The organism is Ferruginibacter sp. (assembly GCF_014377975.1).
GTDB lineage: Bacteria > Bacteroidota > Bacteroidia > Chitinophagales > Chitinophagaceae > Ferruginibacter.
The window spans coordinates 1-17,668 of the sequence record NZ_JACMOO010000400.1 but is presented as its reverse complement, the minus strand read 5'-3'; the positions used below and the strand labels follow the sequence as shown (position 1 = coordinate 17,668).

15 protein-coding genes are annotated in these 17,668 nt (G+C 37.2%); 5 read left to right on the top strand and 10 right to left on the bottom strand.

The features are described 5' to 3' along the window. Positions 1 to 476: 476 nt before the first annotated feature. Both H7254_RS19600 and H7254_RS19595 read right to left on the bottom strand, forming a co-directional pair. On the bottom strand, positions 477 to 1,820 hold the full coding sequence (locus tag H7254_RS19600; protein WP_301934586.1) for a glucoamylase family protein: 1,344 nt from the start codon (positions 1,818 to 1,820) through the stop codon (positions 477 to 479). 197 nt (positions 1,821 to 2,017) lie between these two features. Continuing rightward, a complete protein-coding gene (locus tag H7254_RS19595) occupies positions 2,018 to 2,353 on the bottom strand; it encodes a DUF2254 family protein (protein WP_301934585.1) in 336 nt (111 codons plus the stop codon). A gap of 1,164 nt (positions 2,354 to 3,517) precedes the next feature. Between H7254_RS19595 and H7254_RS19590 the strand changes: the two genes are divergently transcribed. From H7254_RS19590 to H7254_RS19575, 5 genes are all read left to right on the top strand, one after another. Continuing rightward, positions 3,518 to 4,096, top strand: a complete 579-nt coding sequence (locus H7254_RS19590) for a DUF4136 domain-containing protein (RefSeq protein ID WP_301934584.1) — start codon at positions 3,518 to 3,520, stop codon at positions 4,094 to 4,096. Between the two features lie 143 nt (positions 4,097 to 4,239). Next, a complete protein-coding gene (locus H7254_RS21570; RefSeq protein WP_367875462.1) occupies positions 4,240 to 4,545 on the top strand; it encodes a PRC-barrel domain-containing protein in 306 nt (101 codons plus the stop codon). A gap of 553 nt (positions 4,546 to 5,098) precedes the next feature. After that, positions 5,099 to 5,869 (top strand): PRC-barrel domain-containing protein, encoded by a 771-nt coding sequence (locus H7254_RS19585; protein WP_301934583.1) that lies wholly within the window; start codon positions 5,099 to 5,101, stop codon positions 5,867 to 5,869. Positions 5,870 to 5,900: 31 nt separating this feature from the next. Then, positions 5,901 to 7,352 carry a trypsin-like peptidase domain-containing protein gene (locus tag H7254_RS19580; protein WP_301934582.1) on the top strand — a complete coding sequence of 484 codons (1,452 nt, stop codon included), beginning with the start codon at positions 5,901 to 5,903 and terminating at the stop codon, positions 7,350 to 7,352. Between the two features lie 143 nt (positions 7,353 to 7,495). Then, complete coding sequence (locus H7254_RS19575) at positions 7,496 to 7,810, top strand: HPF/RaiA family ribosome-associated protein (protein ID WP_301934581.1); 315 nt, start codon at positions 7,496 to 7,498, stop codon at positions 7,808 to 7,810. 25 nt (positions 7,811 to 7,835) lie between these two features. Here H7254_RS19575 and H7254_RS19570 read toward each other — a convergent pair whose 3' ends face one another. The 8 genes from H7254_RS19570 to H7254_RS19535 form a co-directional block, all read right to left on the bottom strand. Next, positions 7,836 to 8,726 (bottom strand): mechanosensitive ion channel family protein, encoded by an 891-nt coding sequence (locus H7254_RS19570; protein ID WP_301934580.1) that lies wholly within the window; start codon positions 8,724 to 8,726, stop codon positions 7,836 to 7,838. Positions 8,727 to 8,875: 149 nt separating this feature from the next. Continuing rightward, complete coding sequence (locus H7254_RS19565) at positions 8,876 to 9,877, bottom strand: YihY/virulence factor BrkB family protein (RefSeq protein ID WP_301934579.1); 1,002 nt, start codon at positions 9,875 to 9,877, stop codon at positions 8,876 to 8,878. 645 nt (positions 9,878 to 10,522) lie between these two features. Continuing rightward, entirely contained in the window at positions 10,523 to 12,163 is a 1,641-nt protein-coding gene (gene pgm / locus H7254_RS19560; protein ID WP_301934578.1) for a phosphoglucomutase (alpha-D-glucose-1,6-bisphosphate-dependent), read from the bottom strand. A gap of 57 nt (positions 12,164 to 12,220) precedes the next feature. Next, a complete protein-coding gene (locus H7254_RS19555) occupies positions 12,221 to 12,403 on the bottom strand; it encodes a hypothetical protein (protein ID WP_301921770.1) in 183 nt (60 codons plus the stop codon). 20 nt (positions 12,404 to 12,423) lie between these two features. Then, complete coding sequence (gene zwf, locus H7254_RS19550; protein ID WP_301934577.1) at positions 12,424 to 13,938, bottom strand: glucose-6-phosphate dehydrogenase; 1,515 nt, start codon at positions 13,936 to 13,938, stop codon at positions 12,424 to 12,426. Between the two features lies 1 nt (position 13,939). Then, positions 13,940 to 15,358: an NADP-dependent phosphogluconate dehydrogenase gene (gene gndA / locus H7254_RS19545; protein WP_301934576.1), complete on the bottom strand. Its 1,419-nt coding sequence runs from the start codon at positions 15,356 to 15,358 to the stop codon at positions 13,940 to 13,942. Positions 15,359 to 15,382: 24 nt separating this feature from the next. Continuing rightward, complete coding sequence (locus H7254_RS19540; RefSeq protein WP_301934575.1) at positions 15,383 to 15,991, bottom strand: DUF4142 domain-containing protein; 609 nt, start codon at positions 15,989 to 15,991, stop codon at positions 15,383 to 15,385. Positions 15,992 to 16,086: 95 nt separating this feature from the next. After that, positions 16,087 to 17,668, bottom strand: a 1,582-nt coding sequence (locus H7254_RS19535; protein WP_301934574.1) for a hypothetical protein, incomplete at its 5' end; no start/stop codon positions are given.

Here is a 17,668-nt window from a genome sequence, read left to right as displayed (position 1 = left end):
CAACCAATAATCTGATGCAGGTAATTTGATCATAATAGCAGAACATTCCATAAATCATTGCTTCATTTAAAAGCTCCATCTATAGGAACTTAATATTCAAACATGATTTTTTTCAAATGATCTTTTCTCAAAAAACTTTAGGGATACATTTTATAAATATCTTCTGTTTCTAAGCCCGGGCAACAAACCGTCTATGTGTGCATTGTTGCCGGATATATTGATTAATATATTTTTAATTTTTTTTCTGAAAGTATTTCCTACCACAAGAACTATGGCCTGGGAGCAACTACAGCCTGCATGCTGTAGCTGGGTATACATTATTTATTGCCGGAAAAAACTGTGATAAGCTGCATTATTATAGAAGGTGTAATCTGTAATTAAACCCCTGGCAACAGGGAAGTATAGATAATATTAAAATAAAAAATTTACCGGGTTTAATTATTTTAAAAACAGGCAGTGAAAAAAAACAAAGCATATCATATTTTATCTAACCATCCACCACTGAAACCTGCTAATTGAAGACCTTCGATCAGATAGGGACATTGTTTCATAATATTCCATATCGATTCAGTATTATAGTTTTCAATCATTATAACTACTGGACCTTGATTTAATCCAAACATCCATGGTGAAACCCAGCCATTAAGATTTTCAGTGTTCTCTGGGAAAGTCGGATTAAAACTGGCATTAAAGCCATGTAATCTATGTGGTTTTAAATTAAATCTTTCGATAGCATTACGAATAGTTCCGATTACTATTTCGGGTGCAAATGGAAGCGAGGCCACAACAGCCCAGGGGGAAACAGTGCCATCATCGGGGCCATAGGGAGCACCTCTTGCGATATAATTGTAAAAGACTCTTTTTTTACCATCAATCTTCAAAGTTTTTTTTCCGGGGCCATCACTTGCAGTTAAGCCCCAGCAATATTCTCCATAATCTGTAAACTGAAGTTTATTTTCAATCGCATATTGCCGGTGAATATAAGTTGCCCGCCTGCTGTTTTCAAAATAATCAAAACCTGCCTTTTTATTAAATGAATCCTTTATGCCGCGAAAATCAATCCACATGTGTGAGAACTGGTGTATAAATAATGGGCCGGCATATAAATAGGAGGTATCATACACTTTTGTTACAGTAAAAGAAGCAGTCCATTTTTTATAACCTGTTGGATTAATGGGAAAAGTTGGAGACCCTAAAGCCAATATGTACATGATCATAGCTTCGCTGTAATTTTCGTCCCAACGGTAACGTAGAAAACCTGACCGGGGTTTCCATCCCTGGCAAATTGTATCTCCGTTATTGAGTGCCCATTGCCAGTCAATCCTCCGATAAAGTTTATCAGCCAAATCTCTTATTTCTGCTTCTTCTCTATTTATGTTTTTAAAATAGGCAGCCGCACACAAGGCACCGGCAATAAATAACGATGTATCGATGGTGGATAATTCACAATTCCATGCTCTTTCTCCATTATTCATTTTTAGAAAATGATAATAAAACCCTTTATAGCCGGTAGCATTCAACTGCTTCCCCTGCTGGCTATCATAAAAAAATCTTAAAATTTTAAGTATCCTTTCAATCGCATTTTTTCTGGAAAGTATTTTTTTTTCTACACCAATTATATAGGAGGTAATTGCCATGCCGGTAACTGCTATGCTTGATGGGAAACCAGGTTCTGTTTTATCTGCAATAAGCCCTGTTACAGGATTGACTTCATTTAAAAAGTAATCAAAAGTTTCCTTTTGCAATTTATCCAGCATGTCCTCATCGGTACCTTGTGGATCTGTTACAGGAAGGTTTTTGACTTTTTTATTGCTCATCATTTTTAAATTTACCGGAAGCCAGTGCTGTATTAATTAAAATTATAGGAAACATTTGATGGAGAAATAGAGATGAGAAAGATTAATCCAGCTGATTGGTTTCAAAAGTTGCATCCCGCATCACCGGTATTTTTAATATTATATTTATGTAGTAAAAAAAAATTAAATTTAGTTGTTTGTTTTTTTTTGAACGGTATTGATCAATATATATTTTTTGAAGGATGCCTACCGTATTTTCGCTGATTTAAAATATTTTTTACTTCCGCCCGCTCAGGAGTACCGGTTTTCCCATATTCCCAAATTGGGATTATAAAATTAACGACCAGTCTTTCAAAATTTTTTTCAACTGTTACAATTTTATGCCTTTCAGATTTGTTATTCAAATTTGTTACATCCTTATGTTGCAACTTGTAAGCCAATAAAACAACTAAAGCACATTGACTAAATAAAGCCATTCCGGATTCATTTATTCCTGGGCTTAAGGCCTTTATTACAACTTCCATAAGCGGTACGACACCATATTTAACAAACTTCACTGCTTATAGAGTGACGGAAAACATCAACAGCAATGCACATTTTTGTAAGTATATAAGGTATATAAGTCTACACAAAACAGCCAATTTTGCAATGATGTAAAAATCCTGCACACGAATAATATTCATAAGCTATCCTGTAAAAATTTAAATTATTAGGGCATGACTTTTGTAAAATTAGAATTGTTTACACAAAATGAGTATTGGAATTTCGTTTTTTACTTTTTAAAATTTATTATTTATGACAGGTTATCACACGTACCAAAGTTGCATAGAGGCATGTTTAAAATGTGCAGCAATTTGCAATCATTGTGCTTCATCGTGCACACAAGAAGAAGATGTAAAAATGATGACAAAATGTATTCAGTTAGATATGGAATGCGCGGCAATATGCTATGCCGCAGCACAGCTTATGAGCCTCGGCAGCGACAAAGCAAAAGACATTTGCCGTATATGTGCAGACATGTGCGAAGCCTGTGGTAATGAATGTAGTAAGCACCACACAGAACATTGTAAAGAGTGTGCAGCGGCATGTAAAGCATGTGCAGCGGAGTGCCGGAAAATGAGCGCTTAAAAATTTACTTGTTTATATCAAAAGTCGGTAATCCTTTGTATCTATTTTCAGTTCTCTTTAATATAAAGTTCTTGCACCATAATCATTGTGAAAAAAACTTTACGTTAAATACAAGTAGGTAAAGAATATCGGGTTGAGCGCTGAGGTTGGGGATGTAAGAGATACGGAAATGTATGCAACTCCGGTAAACGGTGCCGTGGAGGAGAAATGTGGTAGAACTTTTATTACTAAACTTACCCGTAAAAAAACAGTTAAGGAGGTTGCAAACTGATGCTGCTTATTTAAAGGAAAAGATAAACGATTTCGCAAGGCGCTTTAATGTCTGCACATCATTACCATTTGTTATAGCTAATTAAAAAGCAGTTACTTTTTTAGATACTGATATAGATTCAGTAGTATTCTAAAAATAGAATGTAAAATAAATTTTGCCCCCTGGTTGGTGTTATTAGCCACCCCATAAGCCAAAAATAAAAGATAAAGAAAAATTAATTATACTGAGCAACAGCAGAACTGAAGAACGGTCAACAGCGGAACTGAAGAAATATTTAATACCTTTTATTATGAACATTCAAAAAAAAATTAAACAGTTAAATATGAAAAAAACGATTTCTTATTTTTCGGTTTTATTAATGCTTGCGTTTTTTATACAAGCCTGTACTTCCAGCAAAATGCCTGTAGCTGGAAAGAACAAATCTCTTACCGCAGATTTTAAGGATATTAAGACTTACGCCTGGACATCAGATATAGACAACATACCAACGGATAAAGTTTTAATAGGACCTAATGGAATTTTTATTTTCAATAATGAATCAGGCAGAAAAATGATTAAAGATGCTATACAATATGAACTTAGTGCAAAAGGATACCAAATGGCAGAAACAAATCCGGATATGTTATTGTCCTTTATAGTGTTGGAACAGCCCGCCAGTCTTCGCACAACCAATGGCTATGTGACTGTTTCGTCGGGCGAAAAGGTAAGAACTGAAGATAATGTATCATACACTGATGTAAAGCCAGGAACGTTAATCATCAACATAATCAAAAATAATAAGAATATCTGGCAAGGATTTGTTTCGGGCATATTGAGTGCAGACGGAATGAATGATCAATCAAAAGTGAGAGATGCCGTATCAACAGTTTTTAAACAGTTTAAGTACAATAACAATAAATAAAAAGGTTTCATCCAGGTTCTGACATAAAAATGGCTACTTATTTTAGTAGCCATTCAATAAAGAAGGGCGATAGCCAATCTGAAGACCGGTAACATAGAAAGTAAGGGAGAAAATTTACGAAGGAGAAATAAATAATTTGATTAATTAATAACGATTATAATTCAAATAATAATGATTATAATTCAAATAATAAGAACCGAAACATAAACAGTTTATTAGGTTATACCATTATAGGAACTGATGGTGAAATTGGAAAAGTTGCAGAGTTCTATTTGTATGACCGCACGTTTACCATCCGGTACGTGGTTGTAAAAACGGCAGGGTGGTCTTCCGAAAAAAGTTTTGATTTCGCTCAAATCATTTCAAAAATCCAAATAGGAATCAAAAATGTTTTCTGTAAATTTTACGAAGTAAAAAATATAAAACAGCCCGAGTGTCGACAAGGATAAAACTATTTCAGATCAGTAGGAAGAGTTAATGAGAGGTATTATTCCAGCTTCGGATATTACGGATACGGAATGTATAAATAAATGTGGATCGGCATGTCGGGCTACCGGACAGTTAGAGAAAGCGCAGCCGAAAAAAAATGAAACAAACAGCGTATGAGGATGATAATCTACATCTTCTAACCACACCTGAGGTTACAGGGCATAAGATTCATGCAACGAATGGTGACATAGACGAAGTGGAAGATTGTATAATTGATAATACAATCTGGAAAATCCATTTTTTTGTTATGGAAACCAGTACCAGCTTTTAGTTAAGTAACGCTTTGTACAGAAAACAAGGTAGTACTCACTAATCAGATAGATTATAACAGTTTTGTAAAAATAAAAAGATTTAAGAATAGGTTTGATATTGAAAAGTCTTATGAGTTAATGATGCTGCCTCCTTATTTATACAATAATCACTTTCAGGAAAGAAGAGACCCAGTCAATCAGTTTTATCATCGAAAATAATTTACCAGGCCTCCCTCATTCAGCACACTTTAAAAATAAAACTATGAAGCGAACAATCAAAAATCTAATGGGTTTTACAATGGGTGCCTCCGACGGAGAGATAGGAAAAGTAAAGGATTTTTATTTTGACGATATAACCTGGACGATACGTTATTTAGTTGTAGAAACAGGTAACTGGCTTTCAAATCGTAAGGTGCTTATTTCACCAGAAGCACTTTTACAATGTGATTGGACAAATGAAATATTTCCTGTTAATCTTACTAAAGAGCAAATTAAAAAAAGCCCCGACATAGACACCGATCAACCGGTTTCGCGGAAAAATGAAATAGAGTTATTTGCACATTATTCCTGGACAAATTACTGGGGAGGTATATGGGCTGGTGGTATGGGTACTGCCGGCATGCGGGTGCCAATACTATCAGATTCAGTGAAGGAGACAGTAAAAAAAAGTAAAAATAATTCCGATGTTGAAGCAGAGGGTGACCCACACTTAAGAAGCGCTAAAAATGTGCAGGGTTATACGCTTCGTGCATTAGATGATACCATTGGTGATGTGGAGGATTTTATAGTAGATGACAGCAACTGGACAATACAGTATCTGGTGGTTGACACTGGAAATTGGTTTCCCGGCAAGAAGGTAACTATCTCGTCTGATCTGATAAAAGAAATAAATTGGGAAACCTCAGAAGTTATTATTAATGCTTCGGTAGAACAGGTTAAGAATAGTCCGGAATACGATGTTTCAAAACAGCTAAGTCCAGATTATGAGTCTATTTTAAAAAACTATTATGGGCGGTTCATTTCTCATAAGTAAGTATTTTTTTAATAAATTAAAATCTTCGCATATGAATAAGTCGCATGCCGCTCTACTTTCAGTTTTATTTATAATACTGCAAAGTGTAGCCATTAGTTGTAATAATAAGCACAAGTCAATTCAAAGTGGCAGCATACAAGACAGTGTACCTCAGCCAAAAGAAAATACCACTACCATCAACACTTCAAATGGATATCTAAATTTTGTAACGGCGGCTAAGATGGTGATGCCGGCAGTAGTGCATATTAAAATTCATTTCAATGCCTCTTCAGATTATGGCGCATCTGGGTCAGGTGTAATTATAAGCCCTGATGGGTTTATAGCCACAAATAATCATGTGGTTGAAAACGCATCCGCCATTGACGTTGTGCTACCTGACAAACGAACCTTTTCTGCAAAGTTAATTGGCCGTGATCCCAACACCGACTTAGCGCTTATAAAAATAGAGGCCAGCAATCTTCCCATTGTTAAATTAGGCAACTCTGATATAGTGCAGATAGGCGAATGGGTTTTAGCTGTTGGGTTTCCCCTTTCACTTAACACAACCGTTACCGCAGGCATTGTAAGCGCTAAAGCCAGAAGTATCGGAATCATAAATCGCCCAGGCAGAAATGCCCCGCAAAATAATGCTGCGATTGAAGGCAATAAGGCTGTTGAATCATTTATTCAAACTGATGCTGCCATTAACCCGGGCAATAGCGGAGGGGCACTTGTTAATACCGATGGTGAATTGATAGGTATCAACTCAGCCATAGCTACTCAAACCGGCAGTTATGCGGGCTATGCATTTGCCATCCCTGTAAACCTGGCAAAAAAGATTTTGGATGATTTAAAAAACTTTGGAATTGTAAAGCGGGGTGTATTGGGTGTTGCCTTTCCTGCGCCCTCTGCCGAGGATCAGTACCTTAAACAACAAGGCCTCAATCCTGCTCTGGTAAACGGCGTTTATATAACTGGTGTGCAAAAGGAAAGTGCTGCTGCCGCGGCCGGTCTTAAAGAAGGTGATATTATTCAAAGTATTGATGGTATTGTACTCAACTCTTCTACTGAGTTTTCTGAAAGGATAGCAAGACACAAACCAGGTGATATTATTAAACTAACCTACCAACGCAAAGGCACAACTGCTGCAGTTTCTGCAACACTACACAGTGAAGAGGTAGTAAAAGCTGAAATTAAAAGTGATAGAACACTTGAGGAAATTTATAACAGACTTGGGGCAACTTTTGCGCCGGTTACTGCCGTTATAAAACAACAATTTAATTTAAACGCCGGTGTATTGGTAACCAAGGTGCTAAAAGATGGTTTTTTTGACCAGGCAGGTATTCTTCCGGGAACAATCATCGCATTTATAAATGGTAAACCTATTAACAATCCGAAAGATATTGATATGGCTTTATTGTCTGCTCAAAGTGGAATGGTTCAAATCCTTGCTATCGCACCAGATGGTTCAAAAGTAGTATTTAACTTCTCCATGGGTACATAAAGCAGCCGTAGCTTTTCTGATAATATATTGCGGTTATCTAAACATCATAATTGTATTTGCATCTGTTAACTTTAATAATGTATTGTGTAATTTTAAAAATTTAAAAATCTTATCCTTCCTAAATAACTATTAAAAAAAATATTATGACCATACAAATAAACTCAGACAATAACATAACAGGAACAGAAGGATTAAGCAATTTTGTAGAGAATACAATTGCTGAAACCCTAAAAAGATTTGATGAACAGATAACAAGGATAGAGGTTCATTTAACTGACGAGAACGGCCACAAAAGCGGTATCAATGATAAGCGTTGTGTACTCGAGGCCCGGCTTGAGGGAATGCAGCCAATTGCAGTTACCGCTCATAACGATACCATTCAGGCGGCATTAAAAAGTGCATTGGACAAATTAAAAAGCGCACTTGATACTTCACTTGGACGTTTACAAAATCACTAAGATGACTGCGGTTACAGCATTTTTTTTACTCCTCTTTTTTGGGCTCATCCTGTTTCGACATAAATAAAATGGGGTTTGAAGCGTCGTAAAATTTTAGCTCGGTAATATTAGCTGGAAGATTAAACCCGTTTTCTTCCAGCTTTTTTTTCACTTTCTGAATTAATCTTCCACGGGTTTGTAAGGTGCCACGCCTGAAGTCTTCGGTAGTAACCCAAAAATATACTTTAAGATTTACGGTACTTGCAGAAAGCTCATCTTCGGCAACAAAATTCACATGCAATTCATCCTTTACAATATGTTCTTCTTCATCAAAGCATAAAATAATAATTTCTTTTGCTTTTTCAATATCATTTTCATAGGCAATTCCTACAACAAAATCTGCCCGGTAAAAACCATCTTCAGTATAATTAAATACAGGTTTGGTTAATACGTCGGCATTAGGAATATAAACATTTCTACCATCGAACGTAGTAATTTTAGTATACCTGAATTCCATTGTTTTAACCTTGCCAAAAACGTTTTCAATTTGTACAGTATCGTTTACATGAAAAGGGCGGTTAAAAGCAAGGATGATGCCTGCTAAGAAGTTTTCAGCAATATCTTTAAAAGCAAAACCTAACACTACTGCTGATGCGCCGGCAGTTGCTAAAATAGCTCCGGCAATACTGCTTAAACCAGCAACCTGAAGTGTAAAAAGAAAGACAAAAATTATCAAAATCAATTTAACAGCCTTTGCCAAAAAGGCACTCATTAACGGATCGTGCGATTTTCTTTTTACCCGTTTCTGAAAAAGAGATGTAAGCCAACTCACGATAAAAATACCAATTACTAATATTAAAATAGCAAGCCCAATACGGGGTATGGCTTTTAAAAATTCAACATAGTACACTTCCAGTCTTTTTAAAATTTCATCCATGCCAAAATTTTATTTAAGTTGAAAAAGAAATTCGTTTCAAAGCGTTCTAAACTGTGTTTTGAAATCGTAGATATTATTTTAACTACAGATGAAAAAATTCTTACGCAAAGATGTAGCCATGAAATACAAATGTAAATCATGAATTAACATTAAAATTTATGAGCCTTTTTTTTTGCTTCGTCCGTTTTACTTTGAATTTCTTTTTCTGCATTTTTTGTATTTTCTTCATTTTGTTGCACACTTCTTTCGTTGCTTTCTACCTGAACAGTTTGTATGGTAACAGCATAGTCTTTCGGCTTAATTACGGAGCCATATTTTAATGCGTAGGCTTTGGTAAACTCGGCACCAAAATATAGAATGACTGAAGAGTAATAAACCCAAAAAAGCAATATTACCAGCGATCCCGCAGAGCCGTAGCTGTTGCTGATGTTGCTGTTATTTAGATAGATTGTGATGCAAAACTTTCCAATCATAAATAATACTGCTGTAAATAAAGAACCTGCGGTTACATCTTTCCAGCTAATAATTGCATCGGGAAGTATCTTAAAAATAATAGCAAATAAAAATGCAACAACTATAAGTGTAATCAATAAATTAAGAACATAAACAAACACAATAGCATTGTGAGGAAAAATTTGCTGAAGTGTATTCATAAAACCCTCGAGCAACGCATTTATCAAAAGAGATAAAAGCAAAAGAAATCCCAGACTTACTGTCACCGAAAAAGAGAGCAGCCTGTTTTTTAACATGCGTAACCAGCCACTCCCGGGTTTCACCTTCAAATTCCAAATCATGTTAATTGAATCCTGCATTTCGGTAAACACAGTGGTGGCGGCTATTATCAACATTACAAAACCGATAATAGCCGTAAAACTATTACCACTTACCGAGGCACTTTGGATAATACGCTGTATCTGTAACGCGGATTCTTTACCCACCAAACCACTTATTTGTTCATAAACATTTCCTTCAATCGCCTGCCTTCCCCAAAATAAATCAGCAATAAATATAGCAACAAGCAATGTTGGGCCAATAGAAAAAATGGTATAGTAAGCAAGCGATGCGCTTAATTTAAGCACCTTATGTTTACCAAATCCAGCACCTGCATCTTTTAAAAGTTGCCACACACCTTTTACACTTAGCTTGCCCATCTACATTTAATTATTAAAGCTCAAAAAAATATTCCTTAATAAATAAGCAGGTCTGCACATTTAGTAGCGTACAATTAAATATAAGCCTGCCATTTATTTTATTTAAACCCATAATACCTGAAGTTATATTTACGGTACCTTTATTACTTTACTCAACAACACTGTTATGCCTGTTAAGTGAGTCTGTATTTTCGACAGATGCGTATGGCTTACCCTCCAGTTTTTTTTTGATTAATAAAACAACTGCTCTTTTTCGTCTGCATTGATGCTGTTTTGAAATTTAATTCTTTAGTCAAGTTGTTTGTATATAAGTTTTACTTCGCCGACATTATTGTTACTCTTTTCTGGTCTTAACTTTCAATTAAACTATTTTGATAAAAGATTTAAATACTGGAGATTTGCCAGCTCAGTCAGATCAGCAGCCTTTTCTTACCGCAACACTTCCCAGCCCATCATATTTTTGTGCAAATCTTTTATTTATAATGCTTTCCAATCAAGAGAATAACGCAAGGACAGCAAGCAGAAAATCAATGTATACAGTGTTCCTTTTATGAACATCCCTTTACCAGTTTATTACTTTTTTCATGGAATTTTATTTTTTAATTCCTAAAAGTATTTACAAGTGTGGCATTGCATGTTTCAAACTTATAAAATAACTTTATCTACAACCCCTTGCGCTTCTTCAATGATCTGTTTCAGATGTTCTTTGCTTAAAAAACTTTCGGCATAAATTTTATAAATGTCTTCAGTACCAGAGGGGCGTGCTGCAAACCAGCCATTTTGGGTAGTAAGTTTTAGACCGCCAATTGCAGCATCATTGCCGGGAGCCTTCGTTAATAAATCAATAATCTTTTCGCCGGCAAAATCTTTTTGTTTGATCAAACCGGGTGAAAGTTTACTTAACTTTTCCTTTTGTAAAGGAGTTGCTTTTGCCTCAATGCGATCATAAAAAGGTTCGCCGAATTCTTTTGTAAGTTCGTTATAGAGGATGCCAGGATCTTTACCCATTTTTGCGGTGATCTCGGCCGAAAGCAAGGCTGGGATAAATCCATCTTTATCTGTTGTCCAAACAGTTCCATCTAATCTTGAAAAAGAAGCTCCGGCACTTTCTTCGCCACCAAAGCAAAGTGACGAATCCAGCAAGCCATCTACGAACCATTTAAATCCAACAGGTACATCATCAATTTGCCGGTCCATTTTTTTTGCAATCCGATCAATGAGTTGGGTAGTGACGATGGTTTTACCAACTGCCGATTTTTTATTCCAATCCGGACGATGCTGCAACAGGTAAGAAACGGCCACAGATAAATAATGATTTGGATTTAAGAGCCCCGAACTTTTAGTGACGATTCCATGCCGGTCATGATCGGTATCGCAGGCAAAAGAAATATCGTAGTTATCCTTTAGCCCAATTAACCGTTGCATGGCATAGGGAGAAGATGGGTCCATGCGGATCTGCCCGTCCCAGTCCACCGTCATAAAGCCAAAAGCTGGATCAACTATTTTATTTATTACAGTCAGGTTCAGTTTGTAACGCTCTGCAATTGGCTGCCAGTAATGAACACCTGCACCGCCCAAAGGATCAACACCGATATTGATTTTTGAATTACTGATCAGATCCATATCAATAACATTTTCAAGATCATTGATATACGTATTCAGGTAATCGTGGCGGTGGGTGGTGGATGCAGCCAATGCTTTTTTAAAAGAAATTCTATGTACAAATTGAAGATTATTTTGCAGCAATTCGTTCGCTTTCGCTTCTATCCAATTTGTAACAAGGCCTGATGCCGGTCCGCCATCGGGTGGATTGTATTTAAAGCCGCCATCATCCGGAGGATTATGAGAAGGCGTGATAACGATTCCATCAGCCATGCCTGTCTTTCGTTCCTGATTATATTTTAAGATGGCATGAGAAATTACAGGCGTTGGCGTGTATTCATCGTTTGTGGCAATCATGACCTCAATATTATTTGCGGCCAGTACTTCCATTGTAGTAGCGAAAGCGGGTGCTGAAAGCGCATGCGTATCAAAGCCAAGGTATAATGGCCCGTCAATTTTTTGTTTTTTTCTATATAAACAAATGGCTTGCGTGATGGCAAGAATATGATTTTCATTAAAAGAATTGTTGAAGGAGGATCCCCGGTGCCCGGACGTACCGAATGAAACACGCTGGCCAACAATGGAAGCATCTGGCTTTTCTGAATAATAAGCGGTAACAAGTTTCGGAATATCAACTAATATTTGCGGCGGTGCAGGTTTGCCGGCCAGGGGACTTATTTTCATATAATAATGTATTAATTCATGTATGTAACAGATGTCACTTTTTCCAGTGTTAACTTCCTATTTTTTAGGCTTAACGAAGGGTTGTGGTTTCATACGAATGTCCATGCCTGCCTGTTCTTCATATTCCTGAGGGAAGGTTGGATTTGCGCCTCCCTGTTTAGTTTTCTTTGAAGATGTTTCAGGCTCCTCTTTTATATCCTCACTCTTTTTAGGTGAGCTGTCCTTGTTATTTTTTTTCATTTTTTAGTGACTATTTTATATTATGAAATATTTTTTAGCGGCATTTCGAACCAGCTATGTCCGTTCTTTGCAATAAGTGTTTCCGCCTCTTCAGTTCCCTGGCTGCCCGATTTATAATTAGGAAAGTTTATGGGAGGATTTGTTGCCCAGGAATTGATAACAGGCATAAGTACTTTCCATGCGGCTTCTACCTGGTCTGCACGCATAAATAGTGTAGTATCTCCTTCCATAATATCCAATAACAAAGTTTCATAAGCTTCAGGTGTTCCTGAAGTATAAGATTCGTTATAATCAAAATGCATATCAACCGGGTAAAGCACCATTTTAAGACCAGGACGTTTTGCCTGGAAACTTGTAGAGATTCCCATATGGGGCTGAATGCTCAAAATAAGCCGGTTGGGTTGCCAGTTATCTATTGCCTGGGTTGGGAATAATTGGTAGGGCGGAGATTTAAATTGTATGGTTATAATGGAAATTGTTTCTTCCATTCGTTTGCCGGTTCTTAAATACAAAGGCACGCCCTGCCATCTCCAGTTGTCCATATATAATTTTAATGCAACAAAAGTTTCTATAGCTGAATCCTTGCTTACATCCGGCTCCTGCCGGTAACCAATTACTTTCTTTCCTTTTATCCATCCCGGGCCATATTGGCCCCTGGCGGCATGTTTATGTACTTCTTCAGGATTGATTTTTTGCAAGGAATTTAATACATCTACTTTCCGGTTACGCACTTCATCCGCTTCAAATGAAACGGGCGGTTCCATGGTTATAAGGCAGAGTAATTGGAAGAGGTGGTTTTGTATCATATCGCGAAGTGCCCCGGCAGTCTCATAATAGTTACCCCTGGTCTCCACACCCAATTGCTCTGATACAGTTATCTGAATACTTTCAATGTAATTTCGGTTCCAGATGGGCTCATACATTGTATTGGCAAATCTAAAAGCCATTATGTTCTGCACCGTTTCTTTTCCCAGATAATGATCAATACGATATATCTGCGTTTCATCAAAATTAGCATGCAGGAGCGCATTAAGGTGAATGGCGCTATCAAGGTCATGACCAAATGGCTTTTCTATAACAATCCGGCTTTTAAGTTTATCTGCTGCAAGCCCTGAAGATCCTATCTTCCCGGAAATTTCCTCGAATGCATTTGGAGGAACAGCCAGATAAAAAATTTTATTGGCAGTCGTTTTCCACTTAGTTTCAAGAACTTTTATTTGCCTGCCTATAGCCGAATAGGTAGTTGAAGCATTAAATTCTCCTTGCTGAAAGCTGAGGTATTTAGCAAAAATATCCCATTCATTTTTTTTTGTTTTGCCACTTCGTGAAAATTTATCTACTCCTTCATGTAAATGTTTTTCAAATTCAGAGCCTGAATACTTATCACGGCTTACCCCTATTACTGCAAATTCTTCGGGTAGCCAGCTATCTAACCAGAGGTTGTAAATAGCAGGCGCCAATTTACGCCAGGTTAAATCTCCGGTAGCCCCAAGTATAATAATGATGGCAGGACTTTTTTTTTCTTCGGTTTCCATTTTATTTTTTTTGATTCCAATGTGTATGAAAAATTCCTTCCCTGTCATTTCGCTCATAAGTATGGGCGCCAAAATCATCGCGTTGCGCCTGTATTAAATTTGCCGGTAGCCACCCGCTTCTGTAACTGTCGAAATAGGCTAAAGCCCCCATCATTGCGGGAACCGGAACACCGGATTCTACAGCAGTTTGAACAGCTTTGCGAATACCGATTTGCGACTGCATTAATTTTTTTGAAAACGCATCGCTCAATAAAAGATTTGACAGATCCGGCTGTTGGGAAAAAGCTGTACGGATTTCTTCCAGTAACGATGCACGGATAATGCAACCACCTCTCCAGATAGCGGCAATATTTTCCAATTTCAAACCGTAATTATATTTTTCGGATGCTGACTGTAACAGTGCCATTCCCTGTGCATATACCGTAATAATTGAAAAGTAAAGTGCCTGCTCCACCCATTTCACCAACTCTTTTTTATCTCCTGTAAATTTTGTTTCAGGTCCTTGCATATTCTTCTGTACAGCCTGGCGTTCTTTTTTATATGCTGATAAATCCCGCATGGAAACAGCTATATCAATAACAGGGATGGGTACCTGTAAACTCATGGCATCTTCAGAAGTCCAGGTGCCTGTGCCATTTTGTTTTGCGCTGTCAAGAATTTTATCAATAATACGGCTGTCGGTAAGCTCATCTTTTTGGGTAAAAATATCTGCAGTGATTTCTATAAGATAAGACTGCAATTCCCCTTCGTTCCATTTTGAAAAAACAGTGTGCAGTTCATCATTGTTCATACCCGCACATTGTTTCAACAGGTGATAAACTTCGGAAATTAGTTGCATCAATCCATATTCAATACCGTTATGCACCATTTTTACGTAGTGTCCTGCAGAGCCAGGACCCAGCCAGGTTACACAAGGTTCTTTATTCACTTTGGCTGAAACGGCTTCCAGCATTTTAGCTACGCGTTCATATACTTTCTTTGGGCCACCCGGCATAATGCTCGGACCGTGGCGTGCGCCCAGCTCTCCTCCTGAAATGCCAACGCCCATAAAATGAATGGCTGATTCTTCCAATTGCTCATTCCTTTTGTTGGTGTCCGTAAAGTGAGAATTGCCGCAGTCCATCAGCAAATCATCTTCTGATAAAAAAGGTTTTAATTCATTGATGACTTCATCCACGATTTTTCCGGCAGGCACCAGCATTATAATTACTTTAGGTGTTTTTAGCGCTTTTAGAAATTCATCCAGGTTTGATGTGGCAGATACTTTGTCATTGCCAGCTTCTTTCTTAAGTGTTTCCACCTGCGAATTATTTTTATCAAAACCAATAACGGTATATCCATGATCGCTCATGTTATAAACAAGGTTACGTCCCATTGTACCGAGACCAATCATTCCGTAATCGAATTTTTGTTCTTTCATTTTTATTATTTTATAGAAATTAATTTATTTTATTTTTTCGCATGCTGCCTGGGCTAAAATTGAATGTGCAAGGTGTTTACGTAACGTAGGAAGAGTTGCTATAGCCCATTGCTTTATATCAGGATTATTCAATTCGGTGGAATCTTTTTCAAACATTGCAATAGCAGCCTTGTGCCCATTTACCATCATGTCACAATATTTCAAGTCAAAATTACTTACAGGTACGTTGCTTAATTCTTTATAATCAGCCCCCGAGGCATGGTTCAATGAATTGGGAATAGTAATTGATTTTTCCCTGGCCAGGGCGGTTAAACTTATCATCGATTTACTATGATCATCCTCCATCATTTCTGCCAATTTTTTAACAACTGTCAATTTACCCTTTTGCTGGGCCAGTTTTCCTAATTTAATTTCTTCTAAATTAATTTCGGTAGCGTTTGTTAAAAATAGTGTGTCGTTTTGATTGTCAGATATTCCCTTTTGTGCATTCGCAGTATCCGGTTTTGTTTCGCTTTGTGCCGCAGTAACTGGGGTATTATTTTTAGTTTTTTGATTGCTGTTGCATGAGGCTGTACCAAGTACAATAGAGCTGATAAATACCAACTGAATAAATACGGTTTTAAATTGTGCCATGTTTTTATTTTTTTAATGTTATAAAATAAATATTACTTTTTTCAGAAACTGATTCAACTTTGCAATAAGCTAAAGTCAAACGAATCTGCAAGTCATCACATCACTAATTTCTGCGTTAAATGATGTTTGCCATCTTTGACAGCTTGAAACAACTTACTGAGACCTTCATCAATATTTTTACCCAGATTGATACGAATAACTCTTCGTCCCTTATCATCCAGCGAACGGAAATCGCCCAGCGACTGTGCCTCATGCAAAGTGGCAAATCCAAATTTTTCTTCCGGTATGGCTAACTCCTTTTCCTCTTCGCTAATTAATATAATATACAACCCGGTGTCTGGTCCGCCCTTATGCAATTGGCCTGTAGAATGCAGGTAACGTGGCCCGGTTAATAATGTGGTAGCAATTTTCAGGTTATCTCTCATCCAATGTCTCCATGCTTGTAAAACTTTTGTGCGGGGTTCTGTCTTCATGAAATAAGGCAACAGTGCGATATAGTCGTTTGGCTTTGCCATCTCAGTAAAACCGTTAAGCAAATCTGCTGCTGATTTATAATGATTCGTGGCAAGTTGTTTCGTCTCTTTACCGCCATAAACGGAAATAGTCTCTATTTTTAAAAGGGGCTCCGGAATTTTGAAATTACCCTCTTTGCTCCACCCTTCCAGTAATTGACTTGTATTCTTTTTGCTTTCCTCCACATTCGGTTGGTTAAAAGGATTGATGCCCATAACCATTCCGGCAATAGCCACCGCAATTTCCCAACGATAATATTCGGCTCCTAATGCGATTTTATTTGCCAGCTTAATTCTTACAACAGGATGCCCTGCATCTTCGACTGCTTTTATTTTTTTCTCGTCTGAATCATTGTTATCATCTTTAAGATACAGGTGTATAAATATCCGGTCGTTTCCATAAAATTTAGGATCAGCAAGGGTTTCACCATGTATAGGAATTAATCCCTTACCTTCTTTACCGGTACTTTCTGCGAGTAATTGCTCTACCCAATAACCAAAAGATGTGATAGAATGTGATAAAATAAAGGTTACTTTATCACGGCGATTTTTTTGGCAAATACCTAAAACAACGCCTAAACTAATTCCAGGATTGCTTGCTGCGGGAACTCCATTGCAACTGCTTTGCATTTGTTTTGCACTGGATAAAATTGCGTTGATATCAATTCCAATTAACGCCATCGGTACTAAGCCAAAATCAGACAACACCGAGTAACGTCCGCCGAGGTCCGGAGGATTAATGAATACTTTTCTAAACTTAAATTCTTCAGCCACTTTCACAAAGGGAGAGTCATGGTCTGTAATTGCGACGAAATTATTACCAGGCTTCACTGGATTTTTATTGTTTAATTGCTGGTAGAAATAGTGAAAGAAACTGAGCGTTTCTTCTGTGTTGCCTGATTTGCTGGCAACAATAAACAATGTTTTTTCAAGGTCAATTTTACTTTGTATATGTAGTATGGCAGCAGGATCTGTGTTATCCAACACCCATAACTGAAGATACCCGTTAGTTAGCGCATAAGTTTGACGCGTAACTTCCGAACACAAACTACTGCCGCCCATACCTAATACAACTGCATGCGTAAAACCTTCGGCTTTAATCATCTGTGCAAATGCAATAATGGTATCCGTATTTTTTGTAAAGTTATCCGGCAAGGTTAGCCAT

Bases quoted from the DNA above. Each gene is read 5' to 3' on its own strand.
- H7254_RS19585 (WP_301934583.1), top strand. From the start codon at position 5,099: ATGAAGCGAACAATCAAAAATCTAATGGGTTTTACAATGGGTGCCTCC.
- H7254_RS19590 (WP_301934584.1), top strand. From the start codon at position 3,518: ATGAAAAAAACGATTTCTTATTTTTCGGTTTTATTAATGCTTGCGTTT.
- zwf (WP_301934577.1), bottom strand. From the start codon at position 13,938: ATGGAAACCGAAGAAAAAAAAAGTCCTGCCATCATTATTATACTTGGG.
- pgm (WP_301934578.1), bottom strand. From the start codon at position 12,163: ATGAAAATAAGTCCCCTGGCCGGCAAACCTGCACCGCCGCAAATATTA.
- H7254_RS19570 (WP_301934580.1), bottom strand. From the start codon at position 8,726: ATGGATGAAATTTTAAAAAGACTGGAAGTGTACTATGTTGAATTTTTA.
- H7254_RS19540 (WP_301934575.1), bottom strand. From the start codon at position 15,991: ATGGCACAATTTAAAACCGTATTTATTCAGTTGGTATTTATCAGCTCT.
- H7254_RS19580 (WP_301934582.1), top strand. From the start codon at position 5,901: ATGAATAAGTCGCATGCCGCTCTACTTTCAGTTTTATTTATAATACTG.
- H7254_RS19565 (WP_301934579.1), bottom strand. From the start codon at position 9,877: ATGGGCAAGCTAAGTGTAAAAGGTGTGTGGCAACTTTTAAAAGATGCA.
- H7254_RS19555 (WP_301921770.1), bottom strand. From the start codon at position 12,403: ATGAAAAAAAATAACAAGGACAGCTCACCTAAAAAGAGTGAGGATATA.
- H7254_RS19575 (WP_301934581.1), top strand. From the start codon at position 7,496: ATGACCATACAAATAAACTCAGACAATAACATAACAGGAACAGAAGGA.
- gndA (WP_301934576.1), bottom strand. From the start codon at position 15,358: ATGAAAGAACAAAAATTCGATTACGGAATGATTGGTCTCGGTACAATG.
- H7254_RS19600 (WP_301934586.1), bottom strand. From the start codon at position 1,820: ATGATGAGCAATAAAAAAGTCAAAAACCTTCCTGTAACAGATCCACAA.